Origin of the sequence: Pyxidicoccus sp. MSG2 (assembly GCF_026626705.1) — a bacterium.
Classification (GTDB): domain Bacteria; phylum Myxococcota; class Myxococcia; order Myxococcales; family Myxococcaceae; genus Myxococcus.
Window position 1 is genome coordinate 7,290,848 of record NZ_JAPNKC010000001.1, and the last position, 16,504, is coordinate 7,307,351.

Annotated in this window: 16 protein-coding genes; 5 read left to right on the forward strand and 11 right to left on the reverse strand. The window is 71.0% G+C overall.

The features are described 5' to 3' along the window. Positions 1 to 40: 40 nt before the first annotated feature. Entirely contained in the window at positions 41 to 2,893 is a 2,853-nt protein-coding gene (locus OV427_RS28730; protein WP_267859385.1) for a cation-translocating P-type ATPase, read from the forward strand. Between the two features lie 3 nt (positions 2,894 to 2,896). On the opposite strand, the gene OV427_RS28735 is transcribed toward OV427_RS28730, so the two are convergent. Then, positions 2,897 to 3,793, reverse strand: a complete 897-nt coding sequence (locus OV427_RS28735) for a DUF547 domain-containing protein (protein ID WP_267859386.1) — start codon at positions 3,791 to 3,793, stop codon at positions 2,897 to 2,899. A 116-nt stretch (positions 3,794 to 3,909) separates the two neighbouring features. On the opposite strand from OV427_RS28735, the gene OV427_RS28740 reads away from it, so the two are divergent. Next, positions 3,910 to 4,953 carry an aromatic ring-hydroxylating dioxygenase subunit alpha gene (locus OV427_RS28740; protein ID WP_324290072.1) on the forward strand — a complete coding sequence of 348 codons (1,044 nt, stop codon included), beginning with the start codon at positions 3,910 to 3,912 and terminating at the stop codon, positions 4,951 to 4,953. A gap of 12 nt (positions 4,954 to 4,965) precedes the next feature. Here the strand turns inward: OV427_RS28740 and OV427_RS28745 are convergent, their stop codons facing one another. Beyond that, positions 4,966 to 5,184 (reverse strand): hypothetical protein, encoded by a 219-nt coding sequence (locus OV427_RS28745; RefSeq protein WP_267859388.1) that lies wholly within the window; start codon positions 5,182 to 5,184, stop codon positions 4,966 to 4,968. Between the two features lie 144 nt (positions 5,185 to 5,328). After that, positions 5,329 to 6,753, reverse strand: a complete 1,425-nt coding sequence (locus tag OV427_RS28750) for a TolC family protein (protein WP_267859389.1) — start codon at positions 6,751 to 6,753, stop codon at positions 5,329 to 5,331. 313 nt (positions 6,754 to 7,066) lie between these two features. Here OV427_RS28750 and OV427_RS28755 point away from each other — a divergent pair, with 313 nt between their 5' ends. Next, a complete protein-coding gene (locus OV427_RS28755) occupies positions 7,067 to 7,558 on the forward strand; it encodes a MarR family winged helix-turn-helix transcriptional regulator (RefSeq protein ID WP_420718286.1) in 492 nt (163 codons plus the stop codon). Positions 7,559 to 7,600: 42 nt separating this feature from the next. Here OV427_RS28755 and OV427_RS28760 read toward each other — a convergent pair whose 3' ends face one another. The 3 genes from OV427_RS28760 to OV427_RS28770 are packed head-to-tail and all read right to left on the reverse strand — an operon-like array spanning position 7,601 to position 9,560. Continuing rightward, positions 7,601 to 8,392, reverse strand: coding sequence for an energy transducer TonB (locus OV427_RS28760; protein ID WP_267859390.1), 792 nt, complete (start codon positions 8,390 to 8,392; stop codon positions 7,601 to 7,603). Positions 8,393 to 8,408: 16 nt separating this feature from the next. Next, positions 8,409 to 8,846, reverse strand: coding sequence for an ExbD/TolR family protein (locus OV427_RS28765; RefSeq protein WP_267859391.1), 438 nt, complete (start codon positions 8,844 to 8,846; stop codon positions 8,409 to 8,411). Positions 8,847 to 8,849: 3 nt separating this feature from the next. After that, a complete protein-coding gene (locus tag OV427_RS28770; RefSeq protein ID WP_267859392.1) occupies positions 8,850 to 9,560 on the reverse strand; it encodes a MotA/TolQ/ExbB proton channel family protein in 711 nt (236 codons plus the stop codon). Between the two features lie 304 nt (positions 9,561 to 9,864). Between OV427_RS28770 and OV427_RS28775 the strand changes: the two genes are divergently transcribed. Then, entirely contained in the window at positions 9,865 to 11,079 is a 1,215-nt protein-coding gene (locus OV427_RS28775; RefSeq protein WP_267859393.1) for a hypothetical protein, read from the forward strand. 49 nt (positions 11,080 to 11,128) lie between these two features. Here the strand turns inward: OV427_RS28775 and OV427_RS28780 are convergent, their stop codons facing one another. Genes OV427_RS28780 through OV427_RS28795 form a run of 4 tightly spaced genes read right to left on the reverse strand, consistent with a single transcriptional unit; the run spans position 11,129 to position 14,083 of the window. Further along, positions 11,129 to 12,124 (reverse strand): aldo/keto reductase family protein, encoded by a 996-nt coding sequence (locus OV427_RS28780; protein ID WP_267859394.1) that lies wholly within the window; start codon positions 12,122 to 12,124, stop codon positions 11,129 to 11,131. Between the two features lie 12 nt (positions 12,125 to 12,136). Next, entirely contained in the window at positions 12,137 to 12,619 is a 483-nt protein-coding gene (locus OV427_RS28785) for a DoxX family membrane protein (protein WP_267859395.1), read from the reverse strand. A 50-nt stretch (positions 12,620 to 12,669) separates the two neighbouring features. Continuing rightward, complete coding sequence (locus OV427_RS28790; RefSeq protein WP_267859396.1) at positions 12,670 to 13,494, reverse strand: helix-turn-helix transcriptional regulator; 825 nt, start codon at positions 13,492 to 13,494, stop codon at positions 12,670 to 12,672. A gap of 4 nt (positions 13,495 to 13,498) precedes the next feature. Then, the gene (locus tag OV427_RS28795; RefSeq protein ID WP_267859397.1) at positions 13,499 to 14,083 is read right to left on the reverse strand and encodes an RNA polymerase sigma factor; all 585 of its coding nucleotides are present in this window, start codon (positions 14,081 to 14,083) and stop codon (positions 13,499 to 13,501) included. 123 nt (positions 14,084 to 14,206) lie between these two features. On the opposite strand from OV427_RS28795, the gene OV427_RS28800 reads away from it, so the two are divergent. Further along, positions 14,207 to 14,419 (forward strand): YgaP family membrane protein, encoded by a 213-nt coding sequence (locus OV427_RS28800; RefSeq protein ID WP_267859398.1) that lies wholly within the window; start codon positions 14,207 to 14,209, stop codon positions 14,417 to 14,419. Between the two features lie 85 nt (positions 14,420 to 14,504). Here the strand turns inward: OV427_RS28800 and OV427_RS28805 are convergent, their stop codons facing one another. Further along, positions 14,505 to 16,469, reverse strand: a complete 1,965-nt coding sequence (locus OV427_RS28805) for an alpha-amylase family glycosyl hydrolase (RefSeq protein ID WP_267859399.1) — start codon at positions 16,467 to 16,469, stop codon at positions 14,505 to 14,507. Positions 16,470 to 16,504 lie beyond the last annotated feature (35 nt).

Genomic DNA, 16,504 nt, shown 5'->3' on the forward strand with positions numbered 1-16,504 from the left:
GCGGCCACCGTCACCAGATTGGTCGAGGAGGAGCCGCCCCATGCACGACCCGTCCCCAGACAGCGCCCTGTCGCGCACTCCGCCGCCCGCCGGGCCGCCCGCTGCCCAGGCGCCCCCGTGGCACGCCCTGCCGCCCGACGCAGTGCTGTCCCAGGTGGAGAGCGGCCCTCATGGCCTGGCCGAGGGGCAGGCACGCGAGCGGCTGGCGCGCTTCGGGCCGAACGTCATCCAGCGCCAGAAGGGCGAGGGGCCGCTGAAGCTGCTCTGGCGGCAGGTGAACAGCCCCTTCATCTGGGTGCTCATCGCCTCCGCGGTGCTGGCCATCGCCATGGGCAAGGTGACGGACGGCCTGGTGGTGGCGGCCGTGGTGGTGCTCAACACCCTCATCGGCTTCGTGCAGGAGTACCGCGCGGGCAAGGCGATTGAAGCCCTCAGCCTCATGGTGCCGGAGAGTGCCACCGTGCTGCGCGGGGGACAGAAGCAGTCGGTGCCGGCCGCGCAGCTGGTACCCGGGGACGTGGTGGAGCTGGCGTCGGGAGACAAGGTGCCCGCGGACATGCGGCTGCTCGCGTCGCGCAACCTCCAGGTGGAGGAGGCCGCGCTCACGGGCGAGTCGGTGCCGGCGCAGAAGCATGTGCCCCCGGTGGAGGAGGCGGCGGAGCTGGGAGACCGGACGAGCCTCGTCTTCGGCGGCACGCTGGTGACGTCCGGCACCGGCTCCGCCGTAGTAGTGGCCACCGGCCATGACACCCAGCTGGGCCGCATCTCCACGCTGCTGAGCCAGGCCGCGGACCTCCAGACGCCCCTGACGAAGGCGCTGGCCGTCATCGGCAAGTACATCACCGTAGGCATCCTCGCGGTCTCCGCGGTGCTCCTGGGCGTGGGGCTGTGGCGCGGCTACGAGGTCAGTGAGGCCGTGGTGGTGGCAATCACCCTGGCGGTGGCCGCGATTCCGGAGGGCCTGCCCGCCATCGTCACCATCGCCCTGGCCATCGGCGTGCAACGCATGGCGGCCCGCCGCGCCGTCATCCGGAAGCTGCCCGCGGTGGAGACGCTGGGGAGCACCACCGTCATCTGCTCGGACAAGACGGGCACCCTCACGCGCAACGAGATGACGGTGCAGGCGCTGTGGACGCCGGCGGGCCGCTACTCGCTCAGCGGCGTGGGCTACGCGCCCACCGGCGAGCTGCGCCGGGACGGCGAGCCCCTGGGCGCGCTGCCCGACGACGTGCGCGAATTGCTGCTGGCTGGCGCGCTGTGCAACGACGCCGCCCTCCAGGGACGGGGCGAGCGGTGGGAGATGACGGGGGACCCCACCGAGGGCGCGCTGGTGGTGGCGGCGGAGAAGGCCGGCCTGCGCGTGGACGAGGCGCGCACGAAGCACGCGCGCCTGGACGTCATCCCCTTCGAGTCCGAGCACCAGTTCATGGCCACCCTGCACGACGACGGGCAGGGGCGCCGGCGCATCCTCCTCAAGGGCGCGCCGGAGGCGGTGCTGTGCCGCTGCGCTCCGCATGACGGCGCCACGCCCGAGGCGGTGCTGGCGGAGGTGGAGCGACTGGCGCGACAGGGCATGCGCGTGCTCGCGGTGGCGGGCCGCGACGTGCCCGCCTCGCACGCGGGCCTCTCCGAGCAGGACGCGGCCTGCGAGCTGCGGCTGCTCGGGCTGGAGGGAATGATTGACCCGCCACGCGAGGAGGCCATCGCCGCGGTGCGGGCGTGCCACGAGGCGGGCATCGTGGTGAAGATGATTACGGGCGACCACCCGGCGACGGCGGAGGCCATCGGCGCGCAGCTCGGCCTCCAGAAGGAGGGCGCCCCGGGCATCACCGGTGCGCGGCTGGCCACCATCGACGACGCGCAGCTCCCCGAGGTGGCCGTGGGGACGAACGTCTTCGCGCGCGTGGCGCCCGAGCACAAGCTGCGGCTGGTGCGGGCGCTCCAGTCGAAGCGGCACGTGGTGGCCATGACGGGGGACGGGGTGAATGACGCGCCCGCGCTCAAGCAGGCCAACATCGGCGTCGCCATGGGGATTACGGGCACGGCGGTGTCCAAGGAGGCGGCGGACATCGTGCTCACGGACGACAACTTCGCCTCCATTGCCGCGGCGGTGGAGGAGGGGCGGCGCGTCTATGACAACCTCATCAAGTCCCTGGCCTTCGTGCTGCCCACCAACCTGGGCCTGGCGCTCATCCTCATGTTCGGCGTGGCCTTCTTCCCCATCCACGACCTCGAGGGGGCGCGGGTGCCGCTGATGGCCATGCTCCCCACGCAGTTGCTCTGGATAAACCTGGTGGCCACCGTGTCGCTGGCGCTGCCGCTGGCCTTCGAGGCGAAGGAGTCGGACGTCATGCGCCGGGCACCGAGAGACCCGGACGCCCCGGTGCTCAGCCGCTTCGTGTTGATGCGCACCGGCATGGTGGCGCTGCTGATGGCCGCGGGCGCCATCGGCCTGTTCCTCTGGGAGTACCAGCGTGAGCTGCCGCACACGGGCCACGCGATGGCGCTCGCCGAGGCCCAGACGATGGCCGTCAACACCGTCATCAGCTTCCAGATCTTCTACATGCTGATGTGCCGCACCCTCACCGGCTCGCTGCGCAAGGTGGGCCTCTTCAGCAACCGCACCATCTTCGTCGGCGTGGGCGTGCTGGTGCTCCTGCAGCTGGCCTTCATGTACGTGCCCTTCATGCAGCGGGTGTTCGGCTCCGCGCCGCTGACGTTGGAGGCCATCGGCCTGTCCGTCCTGCTGGGCGCGGTGGTGCTGCCGGTGGTGGGCCTGGAGAAGTGGCTGCTCCAGCGCAGCGGCACCGAGGTGGTGAAGCAGGTGCACCGCGACAAGGACAAGAAGGAGGAGCCACCGCGCCCGGGGCCTCGCGAGCGGCTGCCCGCGTAGCGTCTACGGACGGGGCTCGCGGGCGGCGGCGTCCGGGAGCGTCCAGTCCTCCGGCGTGTAGACGATGTGGCAGCGGTCCAGCCGGGGGCCGCAGGCGCGGTCCAAGTCACTCCGCGTGGCGCAGCCGGGCCGCTCCTCGCAGGTGTCCGGCAGGAAGGCCCAGACGAACTGGAGCACGTTGCCGCCGCGCCCCTCCGGCAGCGCGCGGAGGAAGTCGTCGCGGTACGTTTCGAACAGGCGCGCCAGGTGGACGGTGTCGCCGTCCAACTCCACGTGGCGCTTGTCGGCCATGAAGCGGCGGCTGGCGTCGTTGAGCTGGGCGTCCAGGTACTCCGGCTGGAAGTGGGAGCCGTCCAGCCGGGGGCCGCCGCGCGCGCCCTGGAAGAGGGCGAAGTGGATGCGCGGGTCGGCGAACTCGGTGCGCAGCACGCGGCTCTCCAGCGCCCACAGTGTCAGCCGCTCGCCGCCCACCGGCCAGGCGCGGCCCCAGAAGAAGCGCCCCAGCCAGGGCTGGCGGACGCTCTCCAGATAGGGGTAGCCGTCCACCACCTGCTGGAGGACGAGCGCGTTGTAGGTGTTGAGCCAGTAGGCGAGCGCGTCCTCGGAGGTGGGGAAGACGTCCGGCCGATTGTGGGGCGAGAAGGAGGCCAGCGACTCGACGAAGCCGTCCAGCACCTTCCGCTCGCGGCCCACCGATGCGAAGTCCACGTCGCCGTCCGGCCGCACGTGCCGCAGCACCTGCTCATACCCGCTGTAGTGGAAGGGCTCCGACGCCGCTGGCACCCGCGCGGGCAGCAGGCCTTGCACGTGCAGCGCCGCGGTGGCGACCCCCAGGGCCGTCACGGCGAAGAGCAGGGCGGGCACCCGGAGGCGGCGCAGGAGCGAGGGCGGAGCGTCCACGGCGCCCCATCATAGACCAGGGCCCCGGGGGCCGCTGGCAGGGGAGGGTTGACCGGATGGCAGGCCCCCATTGCGGAAGCACCGGCTACGACGCAGGTCGCTATACTCGGGGCGTCATGGTGCCCTCGCCCGACGTCATCCGTCACTTCCACCCCGTGCTCCCCGCCCGCTCGCTCGGCAAGAAGCCCGTGCGCGTGGAGGTGGCCGGCCGTGCCTATGCCCTCTTCCGGGACGCGTCGGGGAAGCCCGCCGCGCTCGCGGACGCCTGTCCCCACCGCTTCGCGCCCCTGTCGAAGGGGCAGGTGCGCGCGGACGGCCGGCTCCAGTGCCCGTACCACGGCTGGCGCTTCGACGCGGAGGGCAGGGGCGCCAACCCCAGCCAGCCGGACTTGCGCCACTGCGACACGCGCAGCTTCCAGGTGGTGGAGCGCCACGACTACCTCTGGCTGGCCGAGCGGGACACGCCGCTGTCCGCGATGCCCGACATGGAGGCCGACGAGTACGTCTATGGCGGGGCCTTCTCCCATGTGTTCGAGGCGCCGCTGCACGTGTCGCTCGACAACTTCAGCGAGGACGAGCACACGCCCTACGTCCACACCCGCCTGGGCTGGGACGACCCGCGCGCGGACCAGGTGGAGTTCGAGGCGCACAACTTCGACGACCGCACCGAGGTGCACTACCGCGCGCCCCAGCGCGCCGCGCTCCTCATGAAGGTGCTCGGCGTGCGCGACGGGGACTTCTTCCAGAACGACTGGGTGACGCGCTTCGACCCGGTGCGCAGCCGGTACACCGTGAGTTGGGTGTCACCCACGGGCAAGCAGCGGCCATTCATCACCCGCGCCAACATCTTCTTCGTGCCGGAGACGGCGACCACCACGCGCCTGCACGCCTTCTCGTTCCTCAAGTGCGTGGTGCCCGCGATGCGCCCGCTGCTGCCCGTGGCGGCCCGCGCGGCGGCCGCGCTGACGTGGTGGGAGGTGCGCGACGACGCGCGCTTCATCCCCACCGTCGCGGACACGCCCTACAGCCACAAGGGCATGCGGCTGGACAAGTACGACAAGCCGCTCGTCCACCAGCGCAGGCTCATGGAGCGCATCTACTACCGCACCGGACCCAGCGTGGCGGCGGTGCCGCTCGCGCGCGAGGCGTCCAGCGGCTGAAGACGGTGGCCGTCAGTGCACGGAGGGCGCGGGCTCCTGGTAGGGCGTCGCCGTGCCGGCGATGCCCGCGCGGGCCTCCCAGGCGTTGCAGCCGCTGTTGCCGGAGACCTCGAGCTCGAACTCCGCCAGTTCCGGCTGCATGCACCGGCTCGTCTCGTCGCTGCCCGGCTGGGGATGGTGGCTGTCGAAGTACTTGCAGCCCTTGCAGTTCCCCCACTGTCCGTCCGCCATGACGTGCTCCTCGGGAAAGGGTGGATGCCTCTCCCCCGAGGGTGGGGCTGGTGGTGGGCGCTCACAAGCGCCGCTCGCCACCCGCGCTCCAGGGCAGGCGGCCCGGCGCCCGGGAATGGGCGCCGGGGCCTGCAACCCCGATGACTACGGCTGGGGCGCCGGCTGCTGCGCGGGCTGCTCCGGCTGCGGCTGCGCGGGCTGCTCCAGCTGCTGCGGCATCGTCTGCCCCGGCAGCGGCTGCAGGTGCGGCGGCACCGCGTCCGGGTCCTTCAGGTCCGAGTCCAGCGCGCGGGCCTCGAAGGCGCCCACGGAGCGCAAGAGGCGCAGCGCCGCGAGGGACGACTGGAGGCGCTCGTTGACGAGGCCAATCTCCGCGCTGGTGAGCGCGGTGTTGGCGTCGGCGACCTCCAGGTAGGTGGCCACGCCGGCCTTGAAGGAGACGTCGGTGAGGCGCTGGGACTCGCGCGCCAGCTCCACCGTCTGCTCCGCCTTGAGGCGGTTGGCCAGGGCGCTCGCCAGGTCCAGCTGCGAGCGCTTCACGTCCTCGCGCGCGGTCAGCTCGGCCTTGCGCTGGTTGGCCAGGCTCTCCGCGATGCGGGCGGAGGCCTCGGTGAGGTTGGCCTCGCGCAGGCCGCCGTCCCACAGCGTCCAGGACGCCGCGAAGGTGATGAGCCAGGTGTCGGACTGGCCGGTGAAGCCGCCCGAGTTGGCGATGCGGTACGCGCCGTTGACGCCCACCGTGGGCAGGTAGGCCAGCCACGCGCCCAGCTTGTTGGTGCGCGCCAGCTCCACCGTCTCACGCGAGGCGGCCACGTCCGCGCGCTGCTCGAGCGAGCGCTGATAGAGCTGGTCCGGGTCCGTCTTCACGGGCACCTCCGGCTCGGGCGGCGGGGCCACGTCGAAGTCGGCGTCGTCGAACGCCAGCAGGGTGGCGAGCACCAGCCGGGCGGAGGCGTACGCGTTCTGCGCGCGGATGAGGTCCTGCTCGGCGCGGGACAAATCCTGCTCGGCGCGCAGCTGCGCCACGCGCGTCACCGTGCCGGCCTCGAAGCGCACGCGGGTGTCCTTGGCGCGCGCCGCGTTGAGCTCCACCAGCCGCTCCTGCACATTCACGGCCTTCCCCTGCGCCGCGGCGCCGTAGTACGCCTGCGCCACGCCGAAGAGGATTTCGCGCCGCGCCTGCTCCACGTTCAGCGCCGCCACGCGCTCGGACTTGTAGGCGGCGGAGATGCCCGCCCACAGCTGCGGGGCGATGATGGCCTGGCGCAGTTCAATCTGCGCCTGGCGCTGCACCAGCGGCTGGATGGTGATGGGCACCGGGGCGATGGGGCCCGGAGGAATGATGGCCGCATCCGAGTTGCGGATGATGGCGCCGCTGGCGGTGATGGTGGGCAGGTAACCCGCCCAGGCCTTGCGCGACGCGGTGTCCGCCTGCTCCAGGCGGGCCTGCGCGGCCTTCAGGTCCAGGTTCTCCTTGCGGGCCCGGGAGAGCGCGTCCTCCAGGGTCAATACGGGCGGCGGTGCCGCGGCCAGGGTGGCCGCCAGGGTCAGCGCCAGAAGTGAGCTCATACCGCCTCTACCTCCTCAAGGGCCCGCGCCGGCGCGAGCCATGACGTCCAAATGGACTTGCTACGGGTTGTCTCTGCACTGCGAGCGCCCGGACTACTCACCCGGGTGCCCCGGAATCGACAGGAAATCAGCGGTGCGCACCGTGCAGGGGCTAATAGGACTCATCCGCGGCACGGTCACCCGACCTCCTGTCCCTCCAGGGCCCGGGACGCATAGGCCAGGGCGTCCGAAATTGGAAGCTCCGGAATGTATTAATCGTCAAAGGTTGATGAAGTCAATTGTTTAGGTGCTCGTGGGGAATTACATTGAGGGCATGAGCAGCGAGCACCTGGAGCGGAAGACGAGGCCGGCGGACTCGCGTCGACGGAGCGAGCCCGCCATGGAGCCGGAGGAGCAGGACCTGCCACGCCAGGCGTGGGCGTTCCTCTTCGAGTTGATGCACGCGCACATGCGCAACTTCCCGGCGCTGGCGGCGGAGTTCGAGCTGTCGCCGGTGCAGGCGCACGTGCTGCGGCAGCTCGGCGAGGCCCCGCTGGCGATGAGCACCCTGGCCAACTACCTGTCCTGCGACGCGTCCAACGTGACGGGGCTGGTGGACCGGATGGAGGCGCGGGGGCTGGTGGAGCGGCGCAGCTCCGAGCAGGACCGGCGGGTGAAGATGCTGGTGCTGACGGAGGCGGGCGCGGCCCTGCGCGAGCGACTGCTGGCGCGCATGGCCGAGCCGCCCGAGGCCATCGCCGCGATGGGCGACGAGGACCTGCGCGCCCTGCGCGACATCATGCGCCGGGCACTGAAGCCGCAGTGAGCAGGCAGGCGGCCACGCTCCCCGGGAGGGAGCGCGGCCGCTTCAGTCCAGCAGAAAGGTGTACGAGTACTTCATCTCCGTGGAGACGGCCTCGCCGCCCTTGATGGCGGGCTTGAAGCGGAAGCGCCTGATGGCGTCTCTCGCCGCTTCGTTGAGGCCGTAGCCCGGGCCGTTGAGAATCTTCGCGGCCACCACCTTGCCCTCGTTGTCGATGGTGATGGACAGCGTCACCGTGCCCTCGACACCGGCGCGGCGGGCCTCCTCCGGGTAGGGAATCTTCACCTCGGAGGCCACGGTGGGCTCGGAGTCCACCTGGTAGATGGGCGTGTACTTGGGCGCGGAGTACCCCTTCACCTCCTTGGGGTCCTTCGCGGTGCGGTCCACCCGGCCGTAGGACGTGTTGCCCACGGGCGCGGCGAAGGTGCCGGCGCTGGTGGTGGACGACATCGTCATGCCCACCACGAGCGGCGGCGGCTTCGCCTGCGGCTCCGGCGGGGGCGTGTTGTTGGGGGGCGGCGGGGCCTCCACGGGCGGCGGCGGCTTGGGGGCCTCGGCCACCTTGATGGGCGGAGGCTTCACCGGCTTCACCTTGGGCGGAGGCGGCTTGGGCTCCTCCTTCTTCTCCTCGGGAGGAGGCGGCGGGGGCGGCTTCTGCACCTCCACCATGACCAGTTCCACCGGACGCTGGGCGACGGGGCGGGGCCGGTCCGCGATGCGGGCGAGCATCCAGAAGCCGCCGGCGTGCAGCACCAGCGACACGAGCAGGAAGGCGACCACCGCGGTCTGCGTGCGGCGGGGAGGCAATGACGAGCTGTCGAGGACCGCCTGGCTCATGGGGTGACGTCTCGCTTCAGGGCGCGGCGGGCGTGGCCGCGGGGGCCACGTCCTTCTCGATGTTGAGCGCGAACTTCGCGATGCCCTGGCCCTTCACCACGTCGATGAGCCGCATCACCCGGCCATACGCGAGGCTCTGGTCGGCGCTGATGATGGCGCGGGTGTCCTTGTCCTTCGCCACCTGCTCGGCCACCTTCGCGGTGAGGTCCGCCTCGCTCACCTCGGCGCCGTCGAAGAAGAGCTTGCCCTCCTTGTCGAGCACCACGTTGACCAGGCCCTGCACCGTCTCGCCGCCGTTGGCCGCGCGGGGCAGGTCCACCTCCACCGTCTCGCGGACGATGAAGTTGGCCGTCACCATGAAGATGATGAGCAGCACCAGGACGATGTCCACCAGCGGCGTGACGTTGATGCCGGTGATTTCCTCGTCGTTGTCCTGCGGGGCCCCTGCCGCCATGGCCTAGCGGACCTCCGCGGCGCGCGGGGCCGCGTCGGAAGCAGGGCGCTCGGCGCGCAGGCTGCCCACCAGGGCGAACCCCAGGGCGTTGGCGCGGCTGGTGAGCGTCTTGAGCTGTCGGTTGAAGACGTTGAAGGCCACCACCGCCGGAATCGCGACGGCCAGACCCACCGCCGTGGCGACGAGCGCCTCGGAGATGCCGGCCATGACGGTCTGCTGGATGGCGGCGCCCTTCACGGCGGAGGCGCCCAGGTCGTGGAAGGCCTTGATGATGCCGAGCACCGTGCCGAACAGCCCGATGAAGGGGGCGTTGTTGCCCAGCGTGCCGAGGAAGGACAGGAAGCGCTCGTACTGGGGACGCTCGCGGGCCATGGTGGAGGCAATCACCTGCTCCACGGTGTCCGCGCCCTGGGCGGTGGACGCCAGTGCCTCGCGGACGACGGCGGCCTCCATGCCGCTCTTGCCTTCCACCGCCTTGCGCGCCGCCTCGAAGTCCCCGCGCGCCAGGCGCACGGCCAGGGCTTCGGAGTCGGGCAGCCGGTGGCGGGTGAAGTACACCGCGCGCTCCAGCATGATGGCGATGGAGAGCACCGAGAGGACGACGAGAATCCACAGCACCCACTCGGCGGAGCTGAGCGTCACGCCGAGCAGCTTGCTGCTGAGCCAGCCAAGCTCGGGTTGACCCGTCTGGGACAGGAGAAGGTAGGGCGTCATGAAGGGAAGCCTAAGTGTAGGTGGGCTACGAGCCTGAAGTAACCCGGTTGCCAACTCGCGCGCCCATCTCTTGTTCCCCGAGCCGGGAAAGTCAAATGGAAGGGCGGGTTTGGCGCCCATCCGCTCGGTGGGGGACGGGGACGTGGCGCGGAAGTCGAGGGTGTCACGCTCCCGGTACGCCCCAGGGCCCGCCGTGTTACCCCGGCGGGCGGTGGACGGTGACGGACGCTGCACCGGGGTGCTCCTTCAGCCTGCCCGCCCGCCTCCTGTATAAAAGGGCGCACTTCGCTGGGGGGAATCCAGAATGTTCAAGGGCTTCAGGTTCGCGGTGATGCTGGCGCTGGTGGCCACGGGCTGTGGGCAGTCATCGACCCTGGTCTCCGCGGATGGGCGCGCGGAGTTGGAGGAGTCGGAGGTGACGCCCGAGCTCCCGCGCACGACGACGAACGAGCCGATGGATGGGGGCTGTGGCGAGCCGGTGCCTCCGCCTCCGCCTCCGCCCGACTCCTGCTCCCTGTCCCGGCCGGTGCTCCGCATCGAGGACTGTCCGACGGAGGAGGGATACCGGGTGACGGGCTACACGAAGCCGGACCCCCGGGGCCCGGAGCTCGTGGTGCTGGGCATCTACGAGAGCAGCAGCGACCACTCGGCCACGGGCGAGGCCACGGTGCACGTGAAGCGGACGACGCCCCATGTGCTGGTCCTCTCCTCCTACGAGCCCACGCGGTGGACGCTCGACGTGGCGCCTGGCGCGCGGCTCGAGCGCGTCATCCTGAACGGGTACCACGCCCAGAGCCTGGCCTCCGTGCCCGCCGGTGTCGTCGTGGAGAGCCGCAGCGAGGTGGGCCACTACCTGTCCGCCTGCGCGTACAAGTGGCCGGATGACAACCAGGGCTGCAACACGCAGGGGCTGATGACGGGCTTGCAGCGGCTCACCTCCCACGAGGTGACGGACTTCGCCGGGTGCTACCGCGCCACCCAGTTCACCGTGGAGGACGGGCCGGGCTCGTGCCCGCCTCCGCCGCCTCCGCCGTCGCCCGTCAAGCATGAGGCCGTCTGCACGCCGGGGCAGGGCACGCTGTCCACCTACGTGGCGCCGACCCTGGGCTCGCCCGAGCTGCACCTGCTGGGCGTCTACGAGTCGCACTCCAACCACGGCGGTGGCACCCACCCGGAGGGCGCGGCCACCGTGGACGTGACACGGAAGTCGCCGCTCATCCTGACGCTCTCCTCGTACGAGCCCATCCACTGGACGGTGAACGCCGCGCGGGGGGCGCGCATCCAGCGCATCATCCTCAATGGCTATCACGCGCAGCGCGTCACCGCGCCGGAGGGGATTCCCGTGGAGAACCACAGCGGCCCCGGCAAGTCGCTCGGCGCGTATGCCTACGCGTGGCCGGCCACCTCGGGCGGCAGCGACACGCAGGGGCTGGTCTCTGCGTTGGAGTCGCTCACGTCCACGCGGCTGAGCTCCTTCGCGGGCTGCTACCAGGGCACGTACTTCAAGCTCGGCGAGTGAGTCCCGCCGCGCGGCCCCGTCTCTCCAGGAGGCGGGGCCGCGAGTGGCCCTACGGGCGTTGGGGCGGGCTCTCGGTGAGGGCCGGGTCCTTCTGCACGACGGGGCCGAGCACCGTGTCGATGCGGCGCAAAAGCTCCGCCTCCAGCTTCACGCCGGCGGCCTTCACGTTGTCGTGCACCTGCTCCGGGCGCGTGGCGCCGATGATGGCGGAGGAGACGCTCTTGTTCTGGAGCACCCAGGCGATGGCGAGCTGGGCCATGGTGAGGCCCGCCTCCTTCGCCAGCGGCTGGAGTTGCTGCACGCGGGTGAGCACGTCGTCGGACAGCAGCCGGGTCATGAAGCGCGAGCCATTGGGGTCCGTGGCGCGGCTGCCGGCCGGCGGCGGCTTGCCGGGCAGGTACTTGCCGGTGAGCACGCCCTGGGCGAGGGGCGACCAGACAATCTGCCCCAGGCCCTCCGCGTCCGAGGCGGGGACGACCTGCGACTCAATCACCCGCCACAGCATGGAGTACTGCGGCTGGTTGGAGATGAAGGGCACGCGCAGCTCGCGGGCCAGCGCGGCGCCCTTGCGAATCTGGTCCGCCGTCCACTCGGAGACGCCGATGTAGAGCGCCTTGCCCTGGCGGACGAGGTCGGCGAAGGCCAGCATCGTCTCCTCCAGCGGCGTCTCGAAGTCGTAGCGGTGGGCCTGGTACAGGTCCACATAGTCCGTCTGGAGCCGCTTCAGCGAGCCGTCGATGGCCTCGAGGATGTGCTTGCGCGACAGGCCCCGGTCGTTCTTCCCGTTGCCGGTGGGCCAGTACACCTTGGTGAACAGCTCATGGCCGGCGCGGCGCTGGCCCTTGAGTGCGCGGCCGAGCACCTCCTCGGCCCGCGTGCCCGCGTAGACGTCCGCGGTGTCGAAGGTGGTGATGCCGGCGTCCAGCGCCGCCTTCACGCATGAAACCGCAGCCTCCTCCTCTACCTGCGAGCCGTGGGTAATCCAGTTGCCGTAGGAGATTTCACTGACGACCAGGCCGCTGCGTCCGAGATGGCGGAAGTGCATAGGTGCGCGAGACTAACCATGCGCCGGAAGCCTCGCACGGCCGAAGGTGCGCCAGAGTCCACCGGCCCACGCCACCCAGGCGATGTAGACGAGCTGGAAGGGGATGCGCAGCCAGAAGTACCAGTCCGGCAGGGGCAGCACGTGCGAGGCGCTGTTCGCCGCGGCCTCGTGGAGGTTGGCGGGGAGGATGGCCAGGAGCAGCGCGATGAGCCCCAGCGCCGCGAGCCGCCGGGTGCGCTGGAGCAACATCCCCACGCCGCCGGCCACCTGGAATACGCCGGAGAGGAGGACCCAGAAGAGCGGGGACGGGAGCTGCGGCGGAATCATGGCCTCGTAGCGCGCGGGCATGAGGAAGTGCATGACGCCGGCCCCGATGAAGAAGAGGCCCGCGGCCACGGCCGCCCTGTCCCTGGGTGTGGCGAGCGCCGGGAGGCGGCGCAGCGGGGGCAGGTGTAGCAGCGCGAAGAAGGTCAGCAGGACGAGCGAGAAGGTCATGACGGGCTCCTTGAAGGGTGGCGGCGGGCGGTGTGTCCGCCGCTGTGCCTTCAAGATGCGTCGGTGGGGCGGGCCTTCGCTTGAACGAACTGGCTACGGCGTTGGAGTGACGAGGGCGTGGTGCCGAACATGCGCCGGAACGTCCGCGTCAGGTGGGCCGAGTCTGAGAAGCCGGCCGCGTGGGCCGCCTCGCCGAGGGTGCGGCCCGCGGCGATGGCCCCCGCCGCGCGCTGGAGCCGGAGCCAGAGGAGGTAGGGCCGCAGCGGCACGCCGAGCGAGTCCGTGAAGGCGTGCATCAGCCGCCCGGGCGACAGGCCGGCCACCTCGGAGAGGGCTTCGAGGGACGTGTCCTCGGGGGCGGGCTCGGCGCGCAGGTGGCGCAGCAATTTGCGCACGCGCGGGTGGACGCGGTGCGGAGCCTCCGGCGTGCCGGAGAGGGCTTCGAGGGTGGACTCCATCCACGGGCCCACGGCGTCGTGGGGGATGGGGCCGGTGCGGGGCAGGGCGCTCAAGAGCGCGTCACGTTGGGCCTCGTCGAAGAGGCGCACCGGACCTTCGAGCGAGGCCTGGAGCCGGATGCCGTCATGGCTCTCCGGCTCGATGAAGAGGAGGAGGACCTCACTGCCGCGCGCGTCGAGCGCGTGGGAGGCGTCGGGGCCTACCAGGACGCCGGCCGCGCGCTCGGCCGACTTCAGGCCCTGCGCGCGGACGGTGAGGGTGCCCTGGCGGCAGAGCACCAGGTGCATGGCGTGGTGGGCGTGCTTCGTGGACTGGTCACCCGGGCCCCACATCGCGAGCGCGGCGGGCCAGACCACCAGGGGCATGTCCGGCCACGGGGCCCGTGGCGCGAGGTCTGGAGGTCGGGCGAGCAGCATGGAGTCAGTCCTTGCTCGGGGCTGCGTCCGGAATCCCGGCGAGAAGGTGCTCGCGCACGGCAAGGCGGGCCCGGTGGAGTCGCGTCTTCATCGCCTCCAGGGTGAGGCCCATGGTCCGGGCCACCTCGGGCCCGCTGAGGCCCTCGATGTCGCGCAGCACGAGGACCTCGCGATAGGGGGGCTCCAACAGCTCAATCGCCTCGCGCACTCCACGGACGACCTGCTCGCGACTGACGGCCTCCTCGGGTGTGGGCGCCGGGTCTGGCAGGTCCAGCGCTTCCGGTTCGTCCACGAGCGAGCCCAGGGCCTTGCGTGCGCTGGCGAAGGGCCGCATGAGCCGGAGGCAGGCGTTCTTCACCACGGTGAGCAGCCACGTGCCCACGGAGGTCTCCTCGCGCAGCCGGGAGACCTCCCGGCTCAGCGTCACGAACGCTTCCTGCACGGCATCCTCGGTGTCCACGGCGTCGCGGCACACGCGCAGGCCAAAGCGGTAGACGCGCGCCTGGTAGAGGCGCACCAGCGCATCGAGCGCGGCACGGTCCCCGTCGCGGGCGGCCTGGAGCAGGGTGACGTGGGGAGTGCTGTCCATCCCGTCCCTGGATAACCGAGCCCGCGCCGGGCCGCGAGGGACGTCCGCGAAAAATCCCGCTGAATCCTTTTCCCGCCTCGCGGGCTCTCTGGGTCACCCACCCTTTCAGACGGGAGTGACGCGATGACTCGCAATGTAGGCAACGTGGACAGGACGCTGCGCGCGGTGGCCGCGGTAGGGCTCGGAGTGTGCGCGGTGGCGGCGCCGGTGGATGGCTGGATGCGGGGCCTGATGGCGGCCCAGGGGCTCTACTTCCTGGGGACTGCGCTGGCGGGCACGTGCCTGGGCTACCGGCTGATGGGGAGGTCCACCTGCCCGGTGTCGTCCCGCGGTTGAGGCCCTGACGCCGGGCGTGGAGCGCCGGGCCTCCGGATGGGGTGTCATCCCACGGAGGCCCGCACTCATCCGCCGTGTCCGCGCATCACCAGCGGTCCTTCGACAGGATGACGGCGCTGTAGCTTCCCAGCGCGAGCCCGCCGTGCGCGGGCATGCCGTCCCGCCCGCCCCACGAGGCCCAGAAGTCATTCGTGGACGTGTTGCCGAAGTCGGGCGCGTAGCCCTGCCAGTCGCTGTTGAAGCGCACCCGCCACAGGCCGTCCGTCGGCAGGCCGAGCTCGTACCAGGAGAAGGCTCGGCTGCCGAGGTTGACCAGCACCACCACGTCGTCGCCGGGGCCGCCGTGCTGCCAGCGGTGGAAGGCGAGCACCTTGTCCGTGTGGTTGAGATGGAAGACGTGGATGTTCTCACCGCGCAGGCCCGCGGTGGTGTCGTGCCAGTTGCGCCGCAATTGGATGAGGTCCTGGTACGCCTGACGGATGCCGGTGAACCAGCCGGCGCGGTTCCAGTCGAGCGGGCTGCCGTCATCGAAGTGGCCGTCCTGCAGGAACTCCTGTCCCATGAAGAGCATGGGGATGCCGGGAGCGGTGAGCGTCAGCGCGGCGCCGAGCACGGACTTCTTCTTCGCGCGCCAGCTTCCGGTGTCGCCCTGCGCCACTTCTGACGGAATGCGGCTCTTGCCGTTGGCCACCTCGTCGTGGCTCTCCGTGTAGATGACGCGCTGGGTGGCCTGGCCGTTGTAGCGGGCGTACAGCGCGTCACGGACGGCGTGGAGGTCTCTCGCTTCATCGAACGGCGTGGTGAGCGCGGCGCGCACGGGGTGGACGAACGACGCGTCCCACTGCGAGTCGCAGCCGGCGCCCTGGGGATGGGTGAGGGCCGCGTCTCCGCCCATGTCCTCCGCGATGACGAGCTTCCATGGGAACTCGCGCTTCACGGCCTCGGAGATGGTGCGGAGCACCTCCCAGCCGGCCGGGTTGTCCACGCCGTTGGCGGTGCGAATCTCCTTCGTGGCGTCCAGGCGCAGGCCGTCCATGTGGTACTCGCGCAGCCACATGAGCGCGTTGTCGCGCAGGTAGTCGCGCACCTCGGGGCGGCCGTAGTCGGGGCGCGTCTGGCCCCAGGGCGTGTTCGCGCGCTCGTCCGTGTAGAAGTACATGCCGCCCCTGCCGAACGTCTCTCCGTCGAAGTCCCAGTGCGGCAAATCACTGGGGCCCAGGTGGTTGTAGACCACGTCCAGGATGACGCCGATGCCGCGCCGGTGGGCCTCGTCCACGAAGCGCTTGAGGTCGTTCGGCGTGCCGTACGAGCTCTCCGGCGCGAAGGGGAAGGTGGGGTTGTAGCCCCAGGAGAAGTCCCCGGCGAACTCGGACGAGGGCATCAACTCCACCAGGTTGACGCCGAGATCTCTCAGGTAGTCGAGCTTGTCGATGGCGCTCAGCCAGTTGCCGGGACCCCAGCCCGGCGCGTCGTGGAAGGTGCCCACGTGCAATTCGTAGAGCACCACTTCGTTGAAGGCCGGCATGCGGAAGTGGTCGTCGAAGCGCCAGAGGAAGTCGCGGTGGTCGACGATGATGCTGTTGCCGGTGGAGGTGGTGACGTCCGCGGCGCGCGGGTCATTGCGCCAGCGCCAGTCGCCGTACTTCCCCTGGATGACGTACTGGTACTGGTGCCCGTTCCAGGCCCCGGGGACGTCGCGGGAGAAGTTGCCCGAGGGCTCGCGGGCCAGCTCCACCGCGTGCCAGTTGCTGAACTCGCCCACCACCTGCACGCGCTGCGCGTGAGGGGCCCAGACGCGGAAGGTGGTGCCGCCGTCGTAGGGGATGGCGCCCATGCCGCCGCGCCAGGAGGGCTCGGGCCAGGATTCGGGGACGAAGGTGGTGAGGTTCGACGGCGCCTGGAGCTTCTCCGCCGGGCCGAACAGCTCCGGCGCGGAGCGCGTCCGGGGTGTGCGCTGGAGGACCTCGTTGCCGCGTGCCTTGCAGATGGACTCGAGGAAGTCCTTGCGTGGCCGCTTCACGTCGTCTGGCTTCACCTTGTTCGTCGCCATGTAACCCCCCGGATTGCGTGGGGCGGCATTCCGAC

Excerpts from the sequence above, each read along its gene's own strand:
- OV427_RS28785 (WP_267859395.1), bottom strand. The coding sequence starts at position 12,619 with ATGACCTTCTCGCTCGTCCTGCTGACCTTCTTCGCGCTGCTACACCTG.
- OV427_RS28755 (WP_420718286.1), top strand. The coding sequence starts at position 7,067 with ATGAGCAGCGAGCACCTGGAGCGGAAGACGAGGCCGGCGGACTCGCGT.
- OV427_RS28745 (WP_267859388.1), bottom strand. The coding sequence starts at position 5,184 with ATGGCGGACGGACAGTGGGGGAACTGCAAGGGCTGCAAGTACTTCGAC.
- OV427_RS28775 (WP_267859393.1), top strand. The coding sequence starts at position 9,865 with ATGTTCAAGGGCTTCAGGTTCGCGGTGATGCTGGCGCTGGTGGCCACG.
- OV427_RS28730 (WP_267859385.1), top strand. The coding sequence starts at position 41 with ATGCACGACCCGTCCCCAGACAGCGCCCTGTCGCGCACTCCGCCGCCC.
- OV427_RS28760 (WP_267859390.1), bottom strand. The coding sequence starts at position 8,392 with ATGAGCCAGGCGGTCCTCGACAGCTCGTCATTGCCTCCCCGCCGCACG.
- OV427_RS28805 (WP_267859399.1), bottom strand. The coding sequence starts at position 16,469 with ATGGCGACGAACAAGGTGAAGCCAGACGACGTGAAGCGGCCACGCAAG.
- OV427_RS28770 (WP_267859392.1), bottom strand. The coding sequence starts at position 9,560 with ATGACGCCCTACCTTCTCCTGTCCCAGACGGGTCAACCCGAGCTTGGC.
- OV427_RS28800 (WP_267859398.1), top strand. The coding sequence starts at position 14,207 with ATGACTCGCAATGTAGGCAACGTGGACAGGACGCTGCGCGCGGTGGCC.
- OV427_RS28790 (WP_267859396.1), bottom strand. The coding sequence starts at position 13,494 with ATGCTGCTCGCCCGACCTCCAGACCTCGCGCCACGGGCCCCGTGGCCG.
- OV427_RS28795 (WP_267859397.1), bottom strand. The coding sequence starts at position 14,083 with ATGGACAGCACTCCCCACGTCACCCTGCTCCAGGCCGCCCGCGACGGG.
- OV427_RS28740 (WP_324290072.1), top strand. The coding sequence starts at position 3,910 with ATGGTGCCCTCGCCCGACGTCATCCGTCACTTCCACCCCGTGCTCCCC.
- OV427_RS28780 (WP_267859394.1), bottom strand. The coding sequence starts at position 12,124 with ATGCACTTCCGCCATCTCGGACGCAGCGGCCTGGTCGTCAGTGAAATC.
- OV427_RS28750 (WP_267859389.1), bottom strand. The coding sequence starts at position 6,753 with ATGAGCTCACTTCTGGCGCTGACCCTGGCGGCCACCCTGGCCGCGGCA.
- OV427_RS28765 (WP_267859391.1), bottom strand. The coding sequence starts at position 8,846 with ATGGCGGCAGGGGCCCCGCAGGACAACGACGAGGAAATCACCGGCATC.